21 protein-coding genes and 2 riboswitches are annotated in these 24,067 nt (G+C 63.1%); of the genes, 13 read left to right on the forward strand and 8 right to left on the reverse strand.

Translation table 11 applies throughout. The annotated features are described in order from the left end of the window. Position 1: 1 nt before the first annotated feature. Positions 2-1,822 carry an ABC-F family ATP-binding cassette domain-containing protein gene (locus DEM27_RS17280; protein WP_109459487.1) on the forward strand — a complete coding sequence of 607 codons (1,821 nt, stop codon included), beginning with the start codon at positions 2-4 and terminating at the stop codon, positions 1,820-1,822. Positions 1,823-1,843: 21 nt separating this feature from the next. Here DEM27_RS17280 and DEM27_RS17285 read toward each other — a convergent pair whose 3' ends face one another. Continuing rightward, positions 1,844-3,628 carry an ABC transporter ATP-binding protein/permease gene (locus tag DEM27_RS17285; protein WP_109459488.1) on the reverse strand — a complete coding sequence of 595 codons (1,785 nt, stop codon included), beginning with the start codon at positions 3,626-3,628 and terminating at the stop codon, positions 1,844-1,846. A gap of 167 nt (positions 3,629-3,795) precedes the next feature. Between DEM27_RS17285 and DEM27_RS17290 the strand changes: the two genes are divergently transcribed. The 5 genes from DEM27_RS17290 (at position 3,796) to DEM27_RS17310 (ending at position 8,503) form a co-directional block, all read left to right on the forward strand. Then, positions 3,796-4,632 carry an AAA family ATPase gene (locus DEM27_RS17290; protein WP_109459489.1) on the forward strand — a complete coding sequence of 279 codons (837 nt, stop codon included), beginning with the start codon at positions 3,796-3,798 and terminating at the stop codon, positions 4,630-4,632. 54 nt (positions 4,633-4,686) lie between these two features. Beyond that, positions 4,687-4,764: riboswitch (SAM riboswitch) on the forward strand. 51 nt (positions 4,765-4,815) lie between these two features. Further along, positions 4,816-5,748, forward strand: a complete 933-nt coding sequence (gene metA / locus DEM27_RS17295) for a homoserine O-acetyltransferase MetA (RefSeq protein WP_109459490.1) — start codon at positions 4,816-4,818, stop codon at positions 5,746-5,748. Then, positions 5,745-6,197, forward strand: a complete 453-nt coding sequence (locus DEM27_RS17300) for a GNAT family N-acetyltransferase (RefSeq protein ID WP_109459491.1) — start codon at positions 5,745-5,747, stop codon at positions 6,195-6,197. Before metA ends, DEM27_RS17300 begins: the two co-directional genes overlap by 4 nt. Before the next feature lie 6 nt (positions 6,198-6,203). Further along, entirely contained in the window at positions 6,204-7,388 is a 1,185-nt protein-coding gene (locus DEM27_RS17305; RefSeq protein WP_109459492.1) for a vWA domain-containing protein, read from the forward strand. 89 nt (positions 7,389-7,477) lie between these two features. After that, complete coding sequence (locus tag DEM27_RS17310; RefSeq protein WP_109459567.1) at positions 7,478-8,503, forward strand: aldose epimerase family protein; 1,026 nt, start codon at positions 7,478-7,480, stop codon at positions 8,501-8,503. A gap of 58 nt (positions 8,504-8,561) precedes the next feature. Here the strand turns inward: DEM27_RS17310 and DEM27_RS17315 are convergent, their stop codons facing one another. Beyond that, positions 8,562-9,101, reverse strand: coding sequence for a MarR family winged helix-turn-helix transcriptional regulator (locus DEM27_RS17315; protein WP_109459568.1), 540 nt, complete (start codon positions 9,099-9,101; stop codon positions 8,562-8,564). Between the two features lie 113 nt (positions 9,102-9,214). Here DEM27_RS17315 and DEM27_RS17320 point away from each other — a divergent pair, with 113 nt between their 5' ends. The 5 genes from DEM27_RS17320 to DEM27_RS17340 all read left to right on the forward strand — a co-directional run bounded on the left by DEM27_RS17320 (position 9,215) and on the right by DEM27_RS17340 (position 16,136). Then, a complete protein-coding gene (locus DEM27_RS17320; protein ID WP_109459493.1) occupies positions 9,215-10,717 on the forward strand; it encodes an MDR family MFS transporter in 1,503 nt (500 codons plus the stop codon). A 55-nt stretch (positions 10,718-10,772) separates the two neighbouring features. Further along, positions 10,773-10,891, forward strand: a riboswitch (TPP riboswitch). Positions 10,892-10,941: 50 nt separating this feature from the next. Then, entirely contained in the window at positions 10,942-11,970 is a 1,029-nt protein-coding gene (gene thiB, locus DEM27_RS17325; protein WP_109459494.1) for a thiamine ABC transporter substrate binding subunit, read from the forward strand. 2 nt (positions 11,971-11,972) lie between these two features. Then, positions 11,973-13,607, forward strand: a complete 1,635-nt coding sequence (thiP, locus tag DEM27_RS17330; protein WP_205908912.1) for a thiamine/thiamine pyrophosphate ABC transporter permease ThiP — start codon at positions 11,973-11,975, stop codon at positions 13,605-13,607. Next, complete coding sequence (locus tag DEM27_RS17335; RefSeq protein ID WP_109459495.1) at positions 13,597-14,331, forward strand: thiamine ABC transporter ATP-binding protein; 735 nt, start codon at positions 13,597-13,599, stop codon at positions 14,329-14,331. The genes thiP and DEM27_RS17335 overlap by 11 nt, the downstream gene beginning before the upstream one ends. Before the next feature lie 287 nt (positions 14,332-14,618). Then, a complete protein-coding gene (locus tag DEM27_RS17340; RefSeq protein WP_109459496.1) occupies positions 14,619-16,136 on the forward strand; it encodes a M48 family metalloprotease in 1,518 nt (505 codons plus the stop codon). Between the two features lie 91 nt (positions 16,137-16,227). Here the strand turns inward: DEM27_RS17340 and DEM27_RS17345 are convergent, their stop codons facing one another. The 5 genes from DEM27_RS17345 to DEM27_RS17365 all read right to left on the reverse strand — a co-directional run bounded on the left by DEM27_RS17345 (position 16,228) and on the right by DEM27_RS17365 (position 22,373). Next, positions 16,228-17,091 (reverse strand): RNA polymerase factor sigma-32, encoded by an 864-nt coding sequence (locus DEM27_RS17345; RefSeq protein WP_109459497.1) that lies wholly within the window; start codon positions 17,089-17,091, stop codon positions 16,228-16,230. 213 nt (positions 17,092-17,304) lie between these two features. Continuing rightward, on the reverse strand, positions 17,305-17,874 hold the full coding sequence (locus tag DEM27_RS17350; RefSeq protein ID WP_109459498.1) for a CarD family transcriptional regulator: 570 nt from the start codon (positions 17,872-17,874) through the stop codon (positions 17,305-17,307). A gap of 396 nt (positions 17,875-18,270) precedes the next feature. Then, positions 18,271-18,609, reverse strand: coding sequence for a ferredoxin FdxA (gene fdxA, locus DEM27_RS17355; protein WP_109459499.1), 339 nt, complete (start codon positions 18,607-18,609; stop codon positions 18,271-18,273). Between the two features lie 223 nt (positions 18,610-18,832). Further along, positions 18,833-19,237 carry an RNA-binding S4 domain-containing protein gene (locus DEM27_RS17360; RefSeq protein WP_109459500.1) on the reverse strand — a complete coding sequence of 135 codons (405 nt, stop codon included), beginning with the start codon at positions 19,235-19,237 and terminating at the stop codon, positions 18,833-18,835. Between the two features lie 4 nt (positions 19,238-19,241). Next, positions 19,242-22,373 (reverse strand): helicase-related protein, encoded by a 3,132-nt coding sequence (locus DEM27_RS17365; RefSeq protein ID WP_205908913.1) that lies wholly within the window; start codon positions 22,371-22,373, stop codon positions 19,242-19,244. Positions 22,374-22,765: 392 nt separating this feature from the next. Between DEM27_RS17365 and DEM27_RS17370 the strand changes: the two genes are divergently transcribed. Continuing rightward, positions 22,766-22,921 (forward strand): DUF3309 family protein, encoded by a 156-nt coding sequence (locus tag DEM27_RS17370; protein ID WP_109459502.1) that lies wholly within the window; start codon positions 22,766-22,768, stop codon positions 22,919-22,921. A 20-nt stretch (positions 22,922-22,941) separates the two neighbouring features. Continuing rightward, complete coding sequence (locus DEM27_RS17375) at positions 22,942-23,193, forward strand: YMGG-like glycine zipper-containing protein (protein WP_109459503.1); 252 nt, start codon at positions 22,942-22,944, stop codon at positions 23,191-23,193. Between the two features lie 68 nt (positions 23,194-23,261). On the opposite strand, the gene phbB is transcribed toward DEM27_RS17375, so the two are convergent. Beyond that, on the reverse strand, positions 23,262-23,987 hold the full coding sequence (gene phbB, locus DEM27_RS17380) for a beta-ketoacyl-ACP reductase (RefSeq protein WP_109459504.1): 726 nt from the start codon (positions 23,985-23,987) through the stop codon (positions 23,262-23,264). Between the last annotated feature and the right edge of the window lie 80 nt (positions 23,988-24,067).

Genomic DNA, 24,067 nt, shown 5'->3' on the forward strand with positions numbered 1-24,067 from the left:
CTTGGCGCCTCCTATTCTCAAACTCGACGATATCCGTCTCAGCTTCGGCGGCGCGCCGCTGCTCGACGGCGCGAACCTGCAGCTCGAACCCGGCGACCGCATCTGCCTCGTCGGCCGCAACGGCTCGGGCAAATCGACCCTGATGAAGATCGCCGCCGGCCTGGTCGAAGCGCAGTCCGGCGAAGTCTTCCGCCATCCCTCGGCCACCGTGCGCTACCTGCACCAGGCACCGGATTTCGACGGCTACGACACCGTTCAGGCCTATGCCGAGGCCGGTCTTGGCCCCAGCGACGATCCTTACCGGGTGGCGTATCTGCTCGAACATCTGGGCCTCACCGGCAGCGAGGCGCCGCAGAGCCTTTCCGGCGGCGAAGCCCGCCGTGCGGCGCTGGCACGCGTCATGGCGCCCGAGCCGGATATCCTGCTGCTCGACGAGCCGACCAACCATCTCGACCTGCCGACCATCGAATGGCTGGAAGGCGAACTGCAGAAAACCAGGTCCAGCCTCATCCTGATCTCGCACGACCGGCGTTTCCTCGAAAAGGTCTCGACGGCGACCGTCTGGCTCGATCGCGGCACCTCGCGCCGCCTCGACCGCGGCTTTGCGCATTTCGAGGCCTGGCGCGACCAGGTTCTGGAAGCCGAAGAGCTCGAACAGCACAAGCTCGGCAAGGCGATCGAGCGCGAGGAGCACTGGCTGCGTTACGGCGTCACCGCGAGACGCAAGCGCAACATGCGCCGGCTCGGCGAGCTGCAGACCATGCGCGCCACCTATCGTGGCCACAAGGGACCGCAGGGAACGGTGCAGGCCACCGTCTCCGATGCGCGCGAATCCGGCAAGCTGGTCATAGAAGCGGACAAGATCACCAAGGCTTACGGCGAACGCACCATCGTCGCGCCCTTCTCCATCCGCGTCCACCGCGGCGATTGCATCGGCCTCGTCGGCCCGAACGGCGCCGGCAAGACGACATTGCTGAAAATGCTCACCGGCCAGCTGGAACCCGATTCCGGCACGATCAAGCTCGGCACCAATCTCGAAATCGCCACCCTCGACCAGAAGCGCGAAGATCTCGACCTCAACGACACGCTGGCCAACTACCTGACGGATGGGCGCGGCGAAAACCTGCTGGTCAATGGCGAGCAGCGACATGTCACCGGCTACATGAAGGAATTCCTCTTCCAGCCGGAACAGGCGCGCACGCCGATCCTCAGCCTCTCCGGCGGCGAGCGGGCGCGGCTGATGCTGGCCCGCATCCTGTCGCGGCCGGCAAACCTTCTGATCCTCGACGAACCGACCAACGACCTCGATATCGAGACGCTCGACCTGCTGCAGGAGATCGTCGCCGGCTTTCCCGGCACCGTCATCCTCGTCAGCCACGACCGCGATTTCCTCGACCGCACCGTGACCTCTACGATCGCGCCGGCCAATCCGGAGGACCCGGACGGCCGCTGGATCGAATATGCCGGTGGCTACTCCGACATGCTGGCGCAGCGCAAGGGCGCACTCGACGAGAAGCGCAAGGCCGAGAAGGCGGAAAAGGCGAAGACGACGGAAACGGCGACTGCCGAAAGCCCGAAAGCCAAGGGCAAGCTGTCCTACAAGCAGAAATTCGCGCTGGAAAACCTGCCGAAGGACATGGCCAAGGCGGAAGCCGAGATCGCCAGGCGCGAGGAAAAGATGGCCGACCCCAATCTCTTCTCCAAGGACCCCGCCACCTTCAACAAGCTTGCCGCTGAAATGGAAAAACTGCGCGACAGCCTGATAAAGATGGAAGAGGAGTGGCTGGAACTCGAAATGCTGCGGGAAGAGCTGGAAGGCTGATCCCGCCGCATCGCCTCCGCCTCAGCCCGGCAGCGCCAGCGATGACGGCAGGGCTTCGAGATGGAAGATGCGCGGCCTGGTTTCCTCGAGGAAACTTTCCGAGCGGCCGATATAGACCAACGCCGTCTGCGACAGACCGGCGAGCACGCCGGCCAGGTGGTCGGCTGCCGCAGGCTCCAGTCCTTCGAGCGTATCCTCCATCACCAGCCAGCGCGGCGGCCGCAGCAACACCGTCGCGACGCCAAGCGCCGTACGGCCGTCATGGTCCAGCACCTTGTCCCAGCGCAAGCGGGTATCGAGCATCTCCCGGAAATGGCTAAGGCCGACACGGTCGAGCGCCGCCTTGATCGCCTCGTCGGAATAGGTGCCGGCATCCTGCGGAAACGACACCGCCTCGCGCAGCGTGCCATAAGGCAGGTAGCCGACCTGCGGCAGGAACAGGATATCGCCTTCCGCCGGCGCGGCAATCGTTCCTGTGCCCCATGACCACCAGCCGGCCAGTGCCCGGAACAGCAGGTGGCGGTTGACGCTCTGGTCGCCGTTGATCATCACCCGGTCGTTCGGACGCACCACCAGTTCGCCTTCCTGCAGCCGGAAACCGGCCTCCGAGGGGTCTCCACCCTTTTCACTGGAAATGCTGATATCGCGCAGGGACAGGCTGTCATCGACACTCTGCTCGAACCGGATGTCGCCCTCCGTCGCCGTCTCGTTGTCCATCTGCAAGAGCGCGTAGCGGAAATTGGCGACACGCATCAGTGTCGCCTTCCAATCGGCGATGGCACCGAAATTGTCGACATACCAGCGCAACGACGCATAGACCTGGTTGAAGGCGCCCACCGCCATCATCAGCCCGCCAAAGGTCAGCCCGCCGGCAAAATAGACCGGGGCGGCAATCAGGATCGGCGCGATCACCGTCAGCCAGCCGTAACCGGCCGACACCCAGCGCAGGTTGGTCAGTGCCAGCGCCAGCCGCCACATGGTCGCGAGAACGGCGGCGATGTCGAGATCGATGCGCTTGCGCTCGGCCCCCTCGCCTTTCAGCACCGCGATCGCCGTGAGGTTTTCGTTGGTGCGCATCAGCGAGGAGCGCAGTTCCGCTTCCTTCGAATAGCGGTTGGCGTTGAGCGTCACCAGCTTGCGGCCGACGACGGCGCTGAGCAGCGAGGCCGACGCCGCATAGACGATCGCCGCCCAGACCATGTAGCCGGGTATCGAAAAACTGTCGCCGCGATAGGTGAAGACGAAACCGCTCGACAGTTCCCACAGGACACCGACGAAGCTCGCCAGCATGATGGTCGCCTGCACCAGACCGATCGTCAGGCTGGTGGTCATTTCGGAGAGGTGGCTGGCATCCTCGTGCAGCCGCTGGTCGGGATTGACGCCGAGAATGCCCATGGTCGACAGGCGAAGCGCCCGTTTCGGTTTCAGCCACTGGTCGACGAGGTCACGGGTCAGACCGTCGCGCATCTTCAGGCCGACGAGCTGGTTGAACCAGGTCTGCGCCACGTTGAGCAGCAGGAGCAGGCTGGCGATGATGGCGAACTGCTGCAACTGCATGAGGAAGGCGTCGAGGTCGCGCCGCTGCAGGGCATCGTAGAAGGGCACGTTCCAGCGGTTGAGCAGGACCTGCACATAGGCCGTCGCGAGGATGATCGCCAGCATGATCGCCGCCAGAAGCAGCAGCAGGTTGCGGACCCTGGCGCCCCACAGAGCCCGCAACATCATCGCAACCTGCGCAAAAAAACCGATCGCCGGTTCGGCGACATCATCGGCGGGAGCCGACACGGCAGGTTCGACCTGGGCCATGGAAACCTTCTGCTGCGGAATGTCCGATCTTCACATAAGCATGCACCCGGCACTTGTCGAACGACAGTTTGACGCGCTGCCGCCGGCAAGAGCCACGGCCACCCTTGCGCTTGCCGTCCGGGCTCCCTAGTTTGCGCCGGTCTTCGCTAAGGAAAAGTCAAATACCGATGCAGTTTCAGGGTACCGCCGATTATATCGCCGACAAGGATCTCATGATCGCCGTCAACGCCGCCATCCGCCTCGAGCGGCCGCTGCTGGTGAAAGGTGAGCCCGGCACCGGCAAGACCGAACTCGCCCGCCAGATCGCCGCCGCACTCGGCCTCGACATCATCGAGTGGAACGTCAAGTCGACCACCAAGGCGCAGCAGGGACTGTATGAATACGACGCCGTCTCGCGGCTGCGCGACAGCCAGCTCGGCGACGAGCGCGTCAACGACGTCAAGAACTACATCCGCCGCGGCAAGCTGTGGCAGGCCTTCGAAACGGACAGGAAATGCGTGCTTTTGATCGACGAGATCGACAAGGCCGACATCGAGTTCCCCAACGACCTGCTGCAGGAACTCGACCGCATGGAATTCCACGTCTACGAAACCGGCGAGACCATCGGCGCCCGCCACCGGCCGATCGTCATCATCACCTCCAACAACGAAAAGGAACTGCCGGATGCCTTCCTGCGCCGCTGTTTCTTCCACTACATCCGCTTTCCGGATGCCCATACGCTCGCCCGCATCGTCGAGGTGCATTACCCCGGTATCCGGCAGACCCTGCTGAAAGCGGCGCTGACGCAGTTCTTCGAGATCCGCGACATGCAGGGCCTGAAGAAGAAACCCTCGACCTCGGAAGCGCTCGACTGGATCCGCCTGCTGGTTGCCGACGACATCGATCCCGCCGACCTCCGGGCGGATGCGAAGAATGCCCTTCCCCGCCTGCACGGCGCCCTGCTGAAGAACGAGCAGGACGTGCACCTGTTCGAACGGCTGGCCTTCATGGCGCGGCGGGATTGAGCCATCGCATAGGATTCGCTCAGGGAGATTGATTCTTCATCACTCCGGGATTATCTAGAGACCTGTGGTGATTTGGCCGGCCGGCTTGCAGCCACGTTAAACAACTTGCTAAAGGGCCGTGCGTCACGGACCGATAGCAGTTTTTCATGCCGCCGGTTTTTCGTTTTGGACGAGTGACAGCACATGCCTATCAAGATCCCCGATACCTTGCCCGCCTACGAAACCCTCGTGAACGAGGGCGTGCGGGTGATGACCGAGACCCTGGCCGGGCGCCAGGACATCCGGCCGCTGCAGATCGGGCTCCTGAACCTCATGCCGAACAAGATCAAGACGGAAATCCAGATGGCGCGCCTGATCGGCGCCACCCCGCTGCAGGTCGAACTGTCCCTGGTGCGCATCGGCGGCCACAAGGCGAAAAACACCTCGGAAGACCATTTGCTCGCCTTCTACGAGACGTGGGAGGAGGTGAAGCACCGCAAGTTCGACGGCTTCATCATCACCGGCGCGCCGGTGGAGACGCTGGCCTACGAACAGGTGACCTACTGGAACGAGATGCAGCAGATCTTCGACTGGACCGCGACCAATGTCCATTCGACGCTCAATGTCTGCTGGGGGGCGATGGCCGCGGTCTATCATTTCCACGGCGTGCCGAAACACGAACTGAAGGAAAAGGCGTTTGGCGTCTATCGCCACCTCAACCTGAAACCGTCCTCCGTCTATCTCAACGGTTTTTCCGACGATTTCGGCGTGCCTGTATCACGCTGGACCGAAGTGCGCCGCGCCGACATCGAAAAGGCGGAAGGCCTGGAAATCCTGATGGAATCGAAGGAGATGGGCGTCTGCCTGCTGCACGAGAAGGCGGGCAAGCGGCTCTACATGTTCAACCATGTCGAATATGATTCGACCTCACTGGCGGACGAATATTTCCGCGACATCAATGCCGGCGTGCCGATCAAGATGCCGCACGACTATTTTCCGCACAACGATCCGGACCTGCCGCCCTTGAACCGCTGGCGCAGCCATGCGCATCTTTTCTTCGGCAACTGGATCAACGAGATCTACCAGACGACACCCTACGAATTGTCGGAAATCGGCGCGGGAGGAAAAAAACCATGAGCGGCAGCCTCGAGATCAGACCCTTGCGTGCCGAGGACGAGCCGGACTGGCGCCGGCTCTGGACGGCCTACCTCGCCTTCTACGAAACAGTCCTGCCGGAAGAGATCTATCGCTCCACCTTCGTCCGGCTGCTCAGCGGCCAGCCCAATGAATATAACGGGCTGATCGCCGTGCTCGACGGCAGGCCGGTGGGCCTGGCGCACTATCTCTTCCATCGCTCCTGCTGGCATATCGACGACATCTGCTACCTGCAGGACCTCTATGCCGACCCGGATGTGCGCGGCACCGGCATCGGCCGGGCGCTGATCGAGGCGGTTTATGAAAAGGCGACCAGCCGGGGCTCGAAGGAAGTCTACTGGATGACGCAGGAATTCAATGCCACCGCCCGGCGCCTCTATGATAGGCTGGCGGAGAAGACGCCCTTCCTGGTCTACCAGCGCAATTTCTAGGCCCCGATGTTCATTCCTTTCTTCCTCGAGCTCAAGGCCGCAAAAATTCCCGTGACATTGCGGGAATTTTTGCTGCTGCTGGAAGGCATGCGGGAAGGGCTGGCGGATTTCGACATCGAGGCATTCTACTTCCTGGCGCGCGCCGCGCTGGTGAAGGACGAGCGGTTCATCGACCGTTTCGACCAGGTCTTCGCCAGCCGCTTCAAGGGACTGGAAGCCGTCGCCGGCGGCGGGGCCGTCGAGGACGCCGCCATTCCGGAAGATTGGCTGCGCAAGCTTGCCGAAAAATACCTGACGGACGAGGAAAAGAAGCTTGTCGAAGGCCTCGGCGGCTTCGACAAGCTGATGGAAACGCTCCAGCAGCGGTTGGCGGAGCAGAAGGGCCGGCACCAGGGCGGCTCGAAATGGATCGGCACCGCCGGCACCTCGCCCTTCGGTGCCTATGGCTATAATCCCGAAGGCGTGCGCATCGGCCAGGACGAATCGCGCCACCGCCGCGCCGCCAAGGTCTGGGATCGCCGCGAGTTCCGCAATTTCGACGACACAGTCGAGCTCGGCACCCGCAACATCAAGGTAGCGCTGAAACGCCTGCGCCGCTGGGTGCGCGCCGGTGCTGCCGACGAACTCGACCTCGGCGGCACGATCCGCGCCACCGCCGAACACGGCTATCTCGATGTGCAGACCCGGCCGGAACGCCGCAACGCCGTCAAGCTTCTGATGTTCTTCGATGTCGGCGGCTCGATGGACGATCACATCCGTATCGTCGAGGAGCTGTTTTCCGCTGCCCGCGCCGAATTCCGGCACATGGATTATTTTTATTTCCACAATTGTCCCTATGAAGGCGTGTGGAAGGACAATCGCCGCCGACGCGTCGACGTAACGCCGACCGAAGACATCATCCGCACCTTCGGACCGGACCATCACGCCGTCTTTGTCGGCGATGCGGCCATGAGTCCCTATGAGATCACCCATGCCGGCGGTTCGGTCGAGCACTGGAACAAGGAGAGCGGCGAAGTCTGGCTGTCGCGCCTGACCGGACACTTCCGCAGATCGATCTGGCTCAATCCCGTCCGTGAGGATTATTGGGGATATACCTCGTCGATCGGTATCGTACGGCACCTGTTTGCCGGACAGATGTATCCGCTGACGCTCGGCGGTCTGGAACAGGCGACACGCGCCCTCTCCCGCTGAACGCGGCAAAAATATTACTAATTGCGGTTTGCCGAAAACTGCAGCATTTTGCACTCGAATTTCTCAAGCACATGGCAGGCGACGCGGATATGGCGGATACAGGTTTTCAAAGCGAAGTTTTCGGAACGACGGCGGCCGGCGAGCCCGTTTACCGGGTGACGATCAGGGGCGGCGGGCTGACGGCGAAGGTGATGACCTGGGGTTCGGTCATCCAGGACTTGCGCCTCGATGGCCATGCGCCGCCGCTGGTGCTCGGCTTCGACGATTTTGCCAGCTATCCGCAATATTCCTCCTATTTCGGCGCCACGCCCGGCCGCTGCGCCAACCGCATCGACGGCGGCCACTTCGTGCTCGACGGTGAGCAAATCCAGCTCGATCGCAACGAAAAGGGCATCAACCACCTGCATGGCGGCACCGGCAACATCGCCAAGCAGAACTGGACGATCGTCGACCAGGCTGCCGACAGTGTCGTCCTGCGCATCGTCGACCAGGCCGGCCGTGCCGGTTATCCCGGCAACTGCGACATCACCGCCACCTATCACCTGCATGGCGACGGGGTTCTTTCGGTGACCTACGAGGCAAGCACGGATGCGCCAACGCCGGTCAACCTGTGCCAGCATTCCTACTTCAACCTCGACGGCCGCGAAAACGCCCTCGACCATGACCTGATGATCGCCGCCGATCACTACCTGCCGACCACCGAAGCGCAGATCCCGACCGGCGAGCTTCGCCCTGTCGCCGGCACCCCTTTCGATTTCCGCGAAATGGGGCCGATGAAGCGGTTCGAAAACGGCGAGCAGGTGCTGTTCGACCATAATTTCTGCCTGTCGCGCCAGCGCATGGCAAAACGCAGCATCGCGCTGGCCCGCAGCATCAATTCCGGCGTTTCCATGGAGGTGCGGACCACTGAACCCGGCGTCCAGTTCTATGCCGGCTTCAAGCTCGACGTACCGGTGCCCGGCCTGGAAGGCCGCCGCTACGGCGCCTTCGCCGGCTTCTGCATGGAAACGCAGGTCTGGCCGGACGCCGTCAACCACGCCGATTTCCCGAACGCCATCCTGCGGCCCGGCCAGACGCTGAAACAGGAAACGGATTACGTCTTCAGCAAGAGCTGATTGCGCGCGTGCCGCCTGCCTCCTTTTCCCTGACGGGGAGAAGGAAAGGCGGCCACGATCAGGCCGACGAACCGCCGTCCTGGAGCTTCTTCTCGCGCTGGACATACAGCGCCTCGAAACCACCGATGAACGTCTCGAACAGCCGCGAAAAGCTCTCGATATCGGCCTGCGGCCAGTCGGCGACGATTTCGGCGATCGCCGCCAGTTTTACCGCACGAATTTCTTCAAGGAGCTTCAGCCCGAGCGGGGTCAGGACGACGACGATGCGCCGCGCATCCGCCTGAGACGCCTCGCGGCGCAACACGCCCCGCTCGACCATGTCGGCAACCACGCGGCTGGCGCGCGAGGGATCGATGCGCATGCGCTCGGCAATCGTGCCGACCGTTACCTCGCTGTCCCGCTCCGCCCGCTTGATGACGTCGAGCACGTCGATATGCGAAATATCCAGATCCGGCGCCACGTTCTGCAGCGCGACGCGCCCGACGACACGCCGGCCGATCATGATGCGCATACGCGACATGGCCTGGCCGATGCGCTCGACGCCGAGCGCTTCGGGTTTTTCTTGCGTACCGGATTCGGTCATCGTGCTGTCGTCCATGATTTCCCATAGCAAAACCGCCGCGGAATGGAAATATGCCGGCGACAAAAACATGCTGTTGACAATTATATGCTGAAAGCACATAAATTGCTCAACGTCACCGGACCTTTTTTATGGATATGCAACCCACCCCTCTGCCGCTTGTCACCGACAACCGGCGCCGCCTGCTGGTCTTCTCGCTGCTGATGACGGCCCTTTTCATGGCAACGCTCGACAACCAGATCGTTTCCACCGCCCTGCCGACCATCGTCGGCGAGTTCGGCCAGATGGAAAGGTTCGGCTGGGTCGGCTCGTCCTACCTGCTCGCCTCCAGCGCCGTGATGCCGCTCTATGGCAAGCTCGGCGACCTGTTCGGCCGCAAATATGTGATGATCGCCGCTGTCGTCATCTTCGTCGTCGGCTCGATGGTCTGCGGTCTGGCGGTATCGATGAACACGCTGATCGCCGCCCGCGTGCTGCAGGGGCTAGGCGGCGGCGGACTGATGGTGTCAATCTTCTCGATCAACGCCGATCTTTTCGCACCGCGCGAACGCGCCAAATACCAGAGCTATTCCAGCCTGATGCTGATGGCGTCGGGCGCCATCGGCCCGACGCTCGGCGGCACGATGAGCGACTTTTTCGGCTGGCGCTCTATCTTCCTGGTCAACGTGCCGATCGGCCTGCTGGTGCTTACCGGCCTGATGTTCCTGCTGCCCTACCGCCGCCCGGCGCGCCAGCCGAAAATCGACTACGCCGGTGCGCTGCTGCTCGCCGCCGCCGTGGCGAGCGTCGTGCTGGCGGCCGACAGCGCCGAACTGTTCGGCTCGCTGGTCTCGGTGCAAAGTGCCGCCATCGTCGCCACCGGCATTCTGTGCGCCGTCGCCTGGGTGGTGGTGGAACGCCGGGCGCCGGAACCGGTCGTGCCGCTGTCGCTGTTTAGCAATCCGACCTTCACGCTGCTGCTGGTCATCTCGCTGGCAAGCGGCGCCATCGGCATCGGGCTGGTCAACTATTACGCGCTGTTTCTGCAGACGACCACCGGCCTGTCGCCCACCGCTGCCGGCCTGCTGTTCATCGCGCTCACCGGCGGCATCGTCTGCGGTTCGCTGTCCGCCGGCCGGCTGATCGCCGCCTACGGACGCTACAAGCCGTTCTCGATCGCCAGCACCTCGTTGTGCCTGCTGGCGCTCGGCCTGTTCACGCAGGTCCATGCCGGCACGTCGATCGTCGTCATTTCCGCCATCCTGCTGTTGCATGGGTTCGGGGTGGGCCTCGGCCAGCAGGTTCCGATCCTCGGCGTGCAGAATGCTGCCGCAAAAGGCGATATCGGCGCGGCAACCGGCGCGGTGACGCTGACGCGCATGTCGGGCGCGGCCATCGCCATCTCGATCTACGGCGCCGTCGTCGCCTCGGGCATCGCCCGCCTGGGCGAGATCGTGCCCGGCGTTGCCGATATCGAGCAACTGACGCCGAAGATGCTGGCCGCCCTGCCGGCCGAAACGCGGCAGGCGATCGCCGAGACCTATTCGCATGCCTTCCTGCCGCTGTTCCTCACCGCCGCCGGCATCGCCACCATCGGCCTCATCGCCGCCCTGTCGCTAAAGCCGGTCCGCCTGCCACGCGCCGGCGAGGCATGACCGCTTTCGGCATATCGAATGCTTGCCAAGCGGCCTTTCCGCCGCTACATCTCTTGTCGCTCTAACGGGGTGCCTTATGTCCGGCAACGGAGATCTGGCTGAGAGGCGTGCAAACGCTAACCCGCGGAACCTGATCCGGTTAACACCGGCGGAGGGATTAGACGCGCGATCTTCAAGCGACGCCACTTTTCCCATCCAATATCAACCTGGAAGAGGAGGGCGTCATGCCGATCCAGAAGACTTCGACACTGTTTTCCCTAGCCGCACTCGCCGTCGGGGCGTTGCTTGCTTTTTCCAGCGCAGCCAATGCCGCCGACAAGACGTTGACGATCTACACTTATGAGAGCTTCATCGCCGAATGGGGTCCTGGCCCCAAGGTCAAGGAAGCCTTCGAGAAGACCTGCGCATGCACCGTCGATTTCGTCGGCGTCGCCGATGGCGTGGCACTTTTGTCGCGGCTGAAGCTCGAGGGCGAAGGCAGCAAGGCCGACCTGGTGCTCGGCCTCGACACCAACCTCGTCAGCGAGGCCAAGGACACCGGCCTTTTCGAAGACCATGGCATCGATACGACCGCCGTCAAGGTGCCCGGCGACTTCAAGGATCCGGTTTTCATTCCCTACGATTACGGCCACTTCGCCGTCGTCTACGACACGCAGGTGCTGAAGGCGCCGCCGGCGAGCCTGAAGGAACTGGTCGAGGGCGATCCGTCGCAAAAGATCGTCATCGAGGATCCGCGCACCTCGACCCCCGGCCTCGGCCTGCTGCTCTGGGTCAGGTCGGTCTATGGCGACAAGGCGCCGGACGCCTGGGCCAAGCTCAAGAACCGCGTCCTCACCGTCACGCCCGGCTGGTCGGAGGCCTACGGCCTGTTCACCAAGGGCGAGGCGCCGATGGTGCTCTCCTACACCACCTCGCCGGCCTACCACATGGTCGCGGAAAGCACCGACCGTTACCAGGCGGCCGCCTTTTCCGAAGGCCACTACATCCAGATCGAGGTTGCCGGTCTCTTGAAAAACGCCAAGGACAAGCAACTCGCCAGGGATTTCCTTTCCTTCATGATCGGTCCCGGCTTCCAGGACACCATCCCGACCAACAACTGGATGATGCCGGTCTCGGCCACGTCGCAGCCGCTGCCGGATGCCTTCGGCAAGCTGGTCGTTCCGCAGAAGACCTTCCTGATGTCGCCTGAAGAGGTGGCCAGGAACCGCGCGGCTTGGATCGACGAGTGGCTCGCCGCCATGAGCGCCAACTGATCGTGATGACGCCGGCCGAACGACGCAGGGCTCTTGCCGGCGGGGTTTTCAGCCTCGCCGGCATTCTGCTGTTCGTCGGCCTGGCGGTTTTTGCGCTGCTGACATTCGCCGGCGCCTCTTCATCCTCGATGAGCGCGCTTGCCGATCCCTACACGTTGCGCATTCTGCGCTTCACGCTGCTGCAAGCCTTGTTGTCCACGCTTCTCTCCGTGGCTCTCGCCATGCCCGTCGCCTTGGCACTGGCGAGGCAGCGGCGGTTTTTCGGCCGCATCTGGATCATCCGGCTGATGGCGGTGCCGATGGGATTGCCGGTACTGATCGGCGCGCTCGGCCTGCTGGCGATCTGGGGGCGGCGCGGCATCGTCAACGACACGCTCGCCTGGCTTGGCCTGCAGGAGCCGATCCACATCTATGGACTTGCAGGCATCCTGCTTGCCCATGTGTTCTTCAACCTGCCGCTTGCCTGCCGGCTGATGCTGATCGGACTGGAGCGCATCCCGGCGGAATACTGGCTGGTTTCCGGCAATCTCGGCATGCCGGGCCTTTCCGTCTTTCGTTTCATCGAATGGCCGGCCCTTCGCCGGCTGGTGCCCGGCATTGCCGGATTGATCTTCATGCTCTGCGCCACCAGTTTCACGCTGGTGCTGATCCTCGGCGGCGGACCGGCGGCCACGACGCTGGAAGTGGCGATCTACCAGTCGCTGCGTTTCGATTTCGCACCGCAGCGCGCCGTCTCGCTAGCGCTGATGCAGATCGTCGTCACCGCCGGCATCCTCGGTTTCCTCACCCTGTTTCCCGCCCCGGAAGACCGCGGCATTGCCGCCGGAAAACCCGTGCGCCGGCTGGATGGCCGGAAGATCGCCGCACGCCTGTGGGACGTCACCGTGCTCTCGCTCGCGGTGCTGTTCCTCGGCTTGCCGCTTGCCGCCGTCGCCCTTGCCGGCGCCAGGGCCGACCTGCCCAAGCTGCTTGGCGAAACGATTTTTTGGCGCGCAGCCCTCACCAGCCTGTCGATCGCTCTCGGTGCCGGCCTGCTGTCGGTCTCTCTCGCCATGGCGATCACGCAGGCGCGCGAGGCGATCGCGGCCAAAAGGAACCCCGCCCGCATCGCCCGGCTGTTTTCGGCCACGCTCGGCGGCACCTCTTCGCTGGTGCTGCTGGTGCCGCCCGTCGTGCTGGCGACCGGCTGGTTCCTGCTGCTGCTTCCGGGCGGCGATACGAGCATGCTCGCACCCGTCCTCGTGCTCGGTATCAACACGCTGATGTCCCTGCCCTTCGTCATCCGCATCGTCGCGCCCGCCATGGCCGCCCACCGCATCCGTACCGCCCGCCTGTCCGCGAGCCTGGGACTGGCAGGATGGACGAGACTGCGGCTCATCGACTGGCCGGGCCTGAAAAAACCGCTGCTGATGGCGCTCTCCTTCGCCATGGCCCTGTCGCTCGGCGACCTCGGCGCCGTCGCCCTGTTCGGCGCCGACGGGCTGACGACCTTGCCCTGGCTGCTCTACAGCCGGCTCGGCAGCTACCGCACCACCGATGCCGATGGCCTTGCCCTGCTGCTCGGCCTCATCTGCCTCGGCCTGACCATCGCCGGTACGGCCGGCCTGAAAATTCCGGAGGAACGCGATGAGCGGTGACGTCAAAACCGGTGAAAACGGCGCCGGCATCGCTCTCGACGGCGTGCGGTTGCGGCTGGGTACGCAGGATTTCGATTTCGACATGGCTTTGCCCGCCGGCAAAATCATCGCCGTCACCGGCCCGTCCGGTTCCGGCAAGACCACGCTATTGAACCTTCTCGCCGGTTTCGAGACACCGGATCGCGGGCGGGTCCTACTCGCCGGTCAGGACGTCACCGCCCTTCACCCCAGCGAACGGCCGGTGTCGCTGGTCTTCCAGGACAACAACCTGTTTTCGCATCTCGACCTGTTTACCAATATCGGCCTTGGCATCAGCCCGCGCTTCGCGCTGTCTTCAGCCGATCGCGACCGCATTTCGGCGGCACTCGCCCGGGTCGGGCTCGCCGGCTTCGAAAAACGGCTGCCGCCGTCCCTGTCGGGCGGCGAGCGGCAGCGGGCAGCCTTCGCCCGCGCCCTTGTCCGCAATCGCCCGGTCCTGCTGCTCGACGAACCCTTCGCAGCCCTCGATCCCAGCCTGCGCCAGTCCATGGCGGCGCTGCTGCAGGCGCTGCATGACGACACCGGCAACACCGTGCTGCTCGTCACCCACGATCCCGCCGAAGTCCGCCGCCTTGCCGATCATGCCCTGTTCGTTTCACAGGGCAGGATTGCTCTCAGCGCACCGGTCGACGCATTCCTGGCGCATCGCAACATCCCGGAAGTGCTTGATTTCCTCGGATCTTAACCTTCTGTTGACCATAAGGTGAAGTCTTTGCCACAATTTGGTCGCCCCCAGATGACATGGCAGGAACGGGACACGTTATATGCTCTGCGAAATGATGCTTGCTAAAATACAACGCCGCCATAATTAAAGCACGTCTCGCTATGCAACCCCCGTCGAAATCAGCTAGAGCAGACCATTGGCTTGACTGGACGGACAGGTTGTGAATCGGGGCTTTCTACCCCGATGACACCAGCTTCAATGTTGACCTGCCCGCGGCCGAGACACGAGTGGAAACGACCCTGACGATAATGACGACGCGCGCAGCAGCTCCCAGACAGACCGATGCTTTCAAGCAGAATTCATCATGGCCGCGCGTTGCCGTCGTCCTGCTTGCGGCGGCCGTGGCGCTTTCGAGCTGTCAATCTCTGACGGAGCAGGTCTATGAGCCGACCGTCGCGCCATCCAACAATCCGCAGATCGTCGACGAGGTGCAGAAGAACGATCCGCGCGCCCAGATGGGCGCCCGCGAACATCCGCGCATCGTCGCCAGCTACGGCGGCGAATATCATGACGAGAAGACCGAAAGGCTGGTCGCCCGCATCACCGGCGCGTTGACCGCCGTTTCGGAAAACCCGGCGCAATCCTACCGCATCACCATCCTGAATTCGCCGGCGATCAACGCCTTCGCGCTGCCGGGCGGCTATCTCTACGTCACCCGTGGCCTGCTGGCGCTCGCCAACGACGCCTCCGAGGTCGCCGCCGTGCTGTCGCATGAAATGGCGCACGTCACCGCCAATCACGGCATCGAGCGCCAGAAGCGCGAAGAGGCGGAAGTCATTGCGAGCCGGGTGGTGGCGGAAGTGCTCTCCAGCGATCTCGCCGGCAAGCAGGCTTTGGCACGCGGCAAGCTCAGGCTTGCGGCCTTCTCGCGAAACCAGGAACTTCAGGCCGACGTGATCGGCGTGCGCATGCTCGGCGAAGCCGGCTACGATCCGTATGCCGCCGCCCGTTTCCTCGATTCCATGGCCGCCTACAGCCGCTTCATGTCGGTGGATCCCGATGCCGACCAGAGCCTGGACTTCCTGTCCAGCCACCCGAACTCGGCGCAACGCATCGACCTCGCCCGCCGTCATGCCCGCAATTTCGGCCCGGAAGGCCAGAGCGGCGACCGCGGCCGGGATTATTATCTCGCTGGCATCGACGGCCTGCTCTACGGCGACAGCCCGCAGGAAGGTTATGTCCGCGGCCAGACGTTCCTGCACGGCAGCCTCGGCATCCGTTTCGACGTGCCTGCCGGTTTCCAGATCGACAACAAGGTGGAAGCCGTGCTGGCGACCGGCCCCGGCGATATCGCCATCCGTTTCGACGGCGTGGCGGACGAACAGCAGCGCAGCCTGACGAACTATATCTCCAGCGGCTGGGTCACCGGCCTGCTGCCGGATACGATCCGCACCACTACCGTCAACGGCCTGGAGGCCGCCACGGCACGCGCCCAGGCCGAACGCTGGGATTTCGACGTGACGGTCATTCGCATCGACAAGCAGATCTTCCGTTTCCTGACGGCCGTGCCGAAAGGCAGCCCGTCGCTCGAACCGACCGCCAACGTCCTGCGCACCACCTTCCGGCGCATGACGCCGCAGGAAACCGCATCGCTGAAGCCGTTGCGGGTACGTGTTCTTACCGTGCGGGACGGCGACACCATTCCCTCGATTGCCGCGCGCATGATGGGCACGGACCGCAAGCTCGATCTGTTCAAGATGATCAATGCGCTGCCGACAGGCGCCTCGCTATCGCGTGGCGACAAGGTCAAGATCATATCGGAATAAGCCGACCAGCAGGAGCAATTCCGCTTCTTCACCGAAGTAAGGAATGCCCTGTGGTTTTCATGCAAAACCGCCGGGCAGTCTCGATTGCGCCTCAGGCGTAAGCGGCCATGCCGGGATCGGCGCTTACCAGCGCCTGCTTGAGCTTCTGTAGCGCCCGGCTTTCGATCTGGCGCACCCGCTCCTTGGAGATGCCGAGATCGGCGCCGAGTTCTTCCAGCGTCGCCCCGTCGTCGGCAAGCCGTCGCGCCCGGATGATGCGCATTTCCCGCTCGTTGAGATGGCCAAGCGCCGCATTGAGCCAGGTCAGCCGCCGCTCCGTATCGATCATGATCGAAACCTGCTCATCCGGCAGCGGATCGTCGCAGGCCAGCATGTCGAGCCGCTCGCCGCTATCGGCATCGCCGGAAATCGTCGGCATCTGAAGGGAGGTGTCGTTGGCGGAGAGGCGGGCATCCATGGTCTGGACGTCGGCGAGGCTGACGCCGAGGGCGGCGGCGATTTCTTCGTGGATGGCCTGGGCCGTCAACTGGCTGTCGCCGCGGGCAAGCTTGGCGCGCAGGCGCCGAAGATTGAAGAACAGCGCCTTCTGGGCAGAACTGGTGCCGCCGCGCACGATCGACCAGTTGCGCAGGATATAATCCTGCATCGAGGCGCGGATCCACCAGGAGGCATAGGTCGAGAAACGAACATCGCGCTCCGGCTCGAAGCGGGCGGCGGCTTCCAGAAGCCCGACATAACCTTCCTGCACCAGATCGCTCATGGACAGGCCGAAATGGCGGAATTTCCCCGCCATGGAAACGACAAGCCGCATATGCGCCATGGCAATCTGGTTGCGCGCATTCTGGTCTGAGCTTTCCTTCCAGCGGACGGCAAGGTCGTGTTCCTCGTCGCGGGCAAGATAGGGGGCCGCCATGGCGATTTTGATCATACGCCGGTCTGCAGACATACTCTTCATGCGATTTCTCCATGAAAGCCACCAGAGGTGAACGGTGAGGATGCCTGACACATCGGTAGACCGCCCAGCGACCCGCACGGTTGGCCGCAGGGCCTCGTTTCGATGGCCAACAGGGCTAGTCGCGATGATGAAACGTCGCGGGCGCCAAAAAAGTTCCAATAAAAAAACCCGGCTCGAAGGCCGGGTCTTTAAAAAACCGAAGGGAAGCCTATTTTAGGCCGCTTCGTCCTGGGAATCGTCTTCCTCGATCGTCTTTCCGCGCTTCGGCCCCTTGGCGAGGTGCGTCTCGACGAGACGGACCGCTTCGGTTTCCGACATCTTGTTGACGGCGGCGATCTCGCGGGCCATACGGTCGAGCGCAGCTTCATACAACTGGCGCTCGGAGTAGGACTGCTCGGGCTGGTTTTCCGCCCGGTAGAGATCGCGAACCACTTCCGCAATGGCGATCAGATCGCCGGAATTGATCTTGGCATCGTATTCCTGGGCGCGGCGCGACCACATGGTGCGCTTGACGCGGGCCTTGCCCTGGACGACCTTCAACGCACGTTCGACGAAATCGGTCTCGGACAGCTTGCGCATGCCGATGCTGACGGCCTTGGCGACCGGCACCTTGAGGCGCATCTTGTCCTTTTCGAAATCGATCACGAAAAGTTCGAGCTTCATGCCCGCAACTTCCTGCTCCTCGATGGCGCTGATCGTGCCAACCCCGTGGGCGGGATAAACGATCGCCTCACCGGTCTTGAAGCCGTGGCGCGCTGAAGATTTTTTCTGCTGGGTCGTCATGCGTTCTAAAAACTCCCTATAACGCACCCGGCATGTTCGCCGGGGCCGGGTCAGTCAGGCCCGGATGAGACGGGGACACCGTCGGGTGACTCCATTTCTGGTCCGTCCAAACGCGCGCGCAAAAAGAAACCCATCATCGCGATCATGAGACCCGACAGCCAAACTCGCTGTATGTTGTCGCAGAGACCGCGTTAGGGGTTATTCGTTGCTTTCGTGATGGTTTTGGGCACACGAAATGCCGCAATGTGGATCAGTGTTGCGACCCTAGCATAAAAATATGAGGAAATCAATAATTTGCTTTGCCTGTGTTACCGCTGACACGCGCACAAGCCCCTCAATTGATTCTGTTTTGATTCGCTTTGGGCGTTGCCGCGGCCTTGCGAAATCGTGCCCGGGTCAGTCGCCTGAACCGGGGTTCGGGGAGAAGAACTTCTCCAGCTTGCCTTCGACGCCGTCCATCTCCTTGGCTTCGGGCATGGCATCGCGCTTGACGGTGATGTTCGGCCAGATGCCGGCATATTCCGCATTGAGTTTCAGCCACTTGTCCAGACCGGGCTCGGTATCGGGCTTGATGGCTTCCGCGGGACATTCCGGTTCGCAGACGCCGCAATCGATACATTCGTCGGGATGGATGACGAGAAAATTCTCGCCCTCGTAAAAACAGTCGACGGGGCAGACTTCGACACAGTCGGTGTATTTGCAGCGGATGCAATTGTCGGTCACGACATACGTCATGATGAACTCCAGAAACGATGTGGCTCAGGCTGCCGGCGACCGCCGGGATCGCTTCGAAGCCTTCACGTGAACAGGAAAGTCCGAACCACCGGCGCAACGCGCCGGCCAACGGTCTCCGTTGCTGTGGACGTAACGTCTTTGGCCCGGCTTATCAAGGATTAACAATCCTGAAATCAACGCATCGGCGCACAGAGTTTTCGCGCGGTCCGGCAAAGATCCGCAGCTATTCCTCTTCGCTGAGAAACCGGTCGATCGACCGCCGTTCCTTCTTGGTCGGCCGCCCCGCTCCGGGCGCCCGGACGGCCTGTTCGAAAGGGGTGAGACGTTTTGTCTCATCCGGCGGTGGCGAACGGTCCTCGTAGAGCAGCCGCGCCTCCTCGTAAGGTCCGCGCCGCTCTCCCGGCAACTTTACCAGCAGCACCACATCGCGCCGCTCCAGCGACAGCTCGACAAGATCGCCCGGCTTCACCTGCTGGCTCGCCTGCGTCACCTTCTCGCCGTTCACCCGCACCTGCCCGGACTGGACCTGCGTCTGGGCCAGCGAACGGGATTTGGCCATGCGGGCGAAAAACAGCCATTTGTCGATGCGCTGGCGCGAACCACTGCCTGGCTGTTTTTCGTCCACCATGGGCTTACTTTTTCATCTGCTCCTTGAGAGCAGCGAGCTTTGCGAAAGGCGAATCCGGATCGATCGGCTTTTCCTTGCGCGGCGGCTTGGACTCGAAGCGCAACGGCTGCGATGCCCCGCCACGATCATTGTTGCGGTCGGGACGGCCTCCCTTGCGGTCGCCGCGATCCTGACACTCGCCACGCGGGCCGGCCTGGTCGGAACGCCCGCCGCCTTCCTTGCCCTTGAAGCGATCGGGGCGGTCGCCGCCACGACGGTTGTCTCGGTTGTCGCGGCCTTCGCGCTTTTCGCCTTCCGGACGTGCCTCGCCGGCTGCCCGCTCGCCGCCGCGCGGGCGATTGAACTGGCCGCCACGGCGCTCGCCCTGCGGGCGGTTGCCACGCTGGTTGTCGTTGCGGCCACCCGGACGCCACAACAGCACCGGCTTCACTTCGGCAACCACATCGTCTGCGGGAGCGGCGGCAGCCTCTGCGGCGACGACAGGCGTCTCCTCGGCAGCGGGCGCCGTCTCGACGGCAGGCGTTTCCTCGACGGCGGCAGGTTCGCTGCTCTCCGCGGCAGGCGCGGCCTCGGCGGCGGGCTCTTCCGTCACGCTGTCGACGTCGTCGTGGTCGGCCTTGGCGCTCTCCGCCTCCTCTGCGGAGACGGCGGCGGCAACCTCCGGCGCAGCGCCGGCCTGGCTGGCCAGGAAGGCGGCAGCGTCTTCGGCTTTTACCGGGTCGGCACGGTAGCCGAGGCCCTTGAGGATTTCTTCCATGTCGTCGGGCGTTGCACCGAGAATGGACAGCATTGCCGTGGTCGTGGTGAAGCGGCGACCGTCATAGGCGCCGTCGGGACGGTTGCCCGAACCCGGTTTCCACTGCAGCAGCGGCCGGATGAGATCGGCAAGACGCTCGAGAATGTCGATGCGCACGGCACGCTTGCCGAGGAACCGGAAGCCGGCCAGCTTGTAGAAGGTGCGCTCGAAGCTCGGATCGGTGACCACGGAGGTGCGGCCGGCGGCGAGAACCGGGATCAGGTCGCCGTAACCCGGCTTGTCCAGGCCGTCATTCTTCAGCGCCCAGAGCAGCGTGATCAGCTCGGCCGGAGCCGGCTTGAGAAGCGCAGGCATGAAGATGTGGTAGGCGCCGAAACGCACGCCGTAGCGGCGGATCGAGGCACGCGCTTCCTGATCCAGCGACTTGACATCGTCGGTGACGTCGCGGCGGAACAGCACGCCGAGATTTTCGACGAGCTGGAATGCCAGGCCCTTGGCAAGGCCCTGCAGGTCTTCCGCCCGCGAAAGATCGTCGAGCGGCTTGAGCACCGTCGAGATATGGTAGTTCACGAAACGCTCGACGCGGGCAACGACATGCTCGCGGGCATTGCCGGTCAGCTGCTCGTCGGCGAGCAGGATGACGCGCGGACGCATGACGTGATCGCTGGACGACAGCCGCGCCACGGGATCGCCGAGCCAGCGCACCGTTCCGTCGGAAGACAGCGCAAGATCGCCGTTGCCGGCCGCATGCAGCCGTGCCGCACGCGCCTCGAACTCCAGCGCCAATGCCTTCTGTGCCGCCGACTGCACGGCGCGCGCATCGGGACCTTCCATTCCGCTCACGGTCGTGAATCGAAATCCGGCCAGTTGTCCCACGTGATGACCTTCGACGAAGACATCACCATTCACACTGATTTCAGCTTCCAGCATCGCATTCTCTCTCAGGCGCTTCATGAGCACAGATGTCCTGCGATCAACAAAGCGTTTCGTCAACCTTTCATGTAACGCATCGGACAATCGATCCTCGATTTCCCGCGTCTTTTCTTGCCAGTGTGTCGGATCGGCAAGCCATCCCGGCCGGTTGGACACATAGGTCCATGTTCTTATCTGCGCGATTCGCGCCGAAAGCGTGTCGATCTCTCCGTCCGTGCGATCGGCACGATGCACCTGCTCCGCCAGAAAATTCTCGTTTACCGCACCGTAACGGACCAGGTCCGAAAACAGGCTTGAAATGAGGTCCGCGTGCTGCGCCGGCGTGATACGCCGATAATCGGGAAGCGCGCAGGCCTCCCAGAGCTTTTCTACTCTTTCGGGATTCGTGGCAAGATCATTGATCTCGGGATAACGCGAAAGATATTCGAGCGCCTGCTGGTCGATAGCCGGCAAAGCACGCGTCAGCCCACCGATGCGCGGCACGGCGTCGAGGCTCTGGCGCAGCGCGGCGATGCTGGAATAGTCGAAATCCTTCGTCCGCCACTGCAAGACCTTGATCGGATCGAAATGATGGCTTTCGATCCGACGTACCAGTTCCTCGTCGAAAGGATCGACCCGGCCGGTCACCCCGAAGGTGCCGTCCTTGAGATGGCGGCCGGCGCGGCCGGCGATCTGGCCGAGTTCGCCGGGATTGAGGTTGCGGAACTGATAGCCGTCGAATTTCCGGTCCTGGGCGAAGGCGACGTGATCGACGTCGAGGTTGAGGCCCATGCCGATGGCGTCGGTCGCCACGAGATATTCGACGTCGCCGGACTGGTAGAGGCCGACCTGCGCGTTGCGGGTGCGCGGCGACAGCGCGCCGAGCACGACGGCGGCCCCGCCCCGCTGGCGGCGGATGAGTTCGGCGATCGCATAGACCTCGTCGGCCGAAAAGGCGACGATGGCGGATCGCTGCGGCAGGCGGGTGATCTTCTTCTGGCCGGCGTAAAACAGCTGGGAGAGGCGCGGCCGCTCGATCACGGTAAGGCCGGGCAGCAATTGCTCCAGGATCGGCCGCATCGTCGCAGCCCCCAGGAGCAGCGTTTCCTCGCGGCCGCGCAGATGGAGGATCCTGTCGGTGAAGATTTGGCCGCGCTCGAGATCGCCGGCGAGCTGCACCTCGTCGATGGCGACGAAGGCCGCCTTGGTTTCACGCGGCATCGCCTCGACGGTGCAGACGGAAAAGCGGGCATTGATCGGGGAGATCTTCTCCTCGCCGGTCACCAGGGCGACATGCTGCGCCCCGACTTTCTCGACGAGGCGCGTATAGACTTCGCGCGCCAGGAGACGGAGCGGCAAGCCGATGACGCCGGAACCATGCGCCACCATGCGCTCGATGGCGTAGTGCGTCTTGCCGGTATTGGTTGGCCCGAGCACAGCGACAACGCCGCGTCCGCTCAGGATCATGGGCTGCATATTCAAAGTTTCTACCCGTGCATCGACGAAAGGCTGGCGTTCCCGGTCATTCGAACATCCCCCGGACCGGATGGTTTCACACATGGCGATCCTTCATGGCAAAGGCAAGAAGGGAATGCCGCGAGGCTGAAGAATATGCGTCGCCGCCCCGAATTATCTAGCAATCGTCATGTTTTGCGACAGCTTGAGGCGGAACAGCCTGTGAACGAATCGGCGACGAATCGGTGCTTCCGGGTGATCCCGCCTTTGTTCACAGCCCATTTTCCCGGCGACGACCCGTGCAGGCCCCACGGAACGTGCCGTTGAAAGGGTTTGGAACCTTCCGGCACGCCGCACGTTAACAAGCCGCTATCGGTATCGCGCAGACATGGGAGACAGGCATCATGCTCGGAACAATTCTTCTTATCATTCTCATCCTCCTCCTTATCGGCGCATTGCCGAACTGGGGCTATAGCCGAGGCTGGGGTTACGGCCCGTCCGGCGGACTTGGCCTTGTCGTCGTCATTATCATCATCCTGCTCCTGATGGGCCGGATCTGAGTAAAACCGGGAGAGGTTCCATGAAAAAATCAATTATTGTCGGCGCCCTTATTCTTCCCCTTCTCGCATCCTGCTCGGCCACGGAACGTGGCACGGCGGTCGGCGCAGCGTCCGGCGCCGTCATCGGCGGCGTGATCACCGGTGACGCCGGAGGCGCGGTGGCCGGCGCCGTGGTCGGCGGTGCCGCTGGCTACCTGCTGAGCAAGTCGAAGCGCCCGGGCTATTGCATCTATCGCGACCGCTACGGCCGCCGCTACGAAGCGCGCTGCTGACAACACCTCAGAAATGCGAAACGGCGCCCCGGAGGCGCCGTTTCTGTTTGTCGCGGCAGGGCCTGCGATCAGACGACGAACTGGCCGCCATTGGCCGTCAGTGTCGAACCGGTGATGAAACCGGACTCATCCGACGCCAGGAAAACGACGCACCGGGCGATCTCTTCCGGTTCACCGAGGCGGCCGACCGGGATCTGCGGGATGATGCGTTCGTTGAGCACCTTTTCCGGTACGGCGCGCACCATTTCGGTGCCGATGTAACCCGGGCAGATGGCGTTGACAGTGATGTTCTTGGCCGCCCCTTCCTGCGCCAGCGCCTTGGTGAAGCCGAGATCGCCGGCCTTGGCGGCGGAATAGTTGACCTGGCCCATCTGGCCTTTCTGGCCGTTGATCGAGGAAATATTGATCACGCGCCCGAAACTGCGGTCGCGCATGCCGGTCCAGACGTTATGCGTCATGTTGAACAGGCCGGTCAGATTGGTGTCGATGACCGCATTCCACATGTCCGGCGTCATCTTGTGGAACATGGTGTCCCGCGTGATGCCGGCATTGTTGACGAGGACCTCGATCGGACCGAGCTCGCTTTCCACCTTGGCGATGCCCTCGGCACAGTCCGCGTAATCGGACACGTCCCATTTGAAGATGGCGATGCCGGTTTCTTCATGGAAAGCCTTGGCCTTCTCCTCGTTGCCGGCGTAATTGGCGGCAACACGATAACCGGCTGCCTTCAAGGCGATGCAAATCGCCGCGCCGATGCCGCGCGTCCCACCTGAAACCAAAGCTACTCTGCTCATTTCGTGTTTCCCCCTCTTATCGTTGTGGCATGCGGATTGGGATGCGGGCGAGGCTCATGCAACGCCCGTCCGCATCCGGT

The sequence above is a fragment of the Rhizobium album genome (assembly GCF_003122325.1).
GTDB lineage: Bacteria > Pseudomonadota > Alphaproteobacteria > Rhizobiales > Rhizobiaceae > Metarhizobium > Metarhizobium album.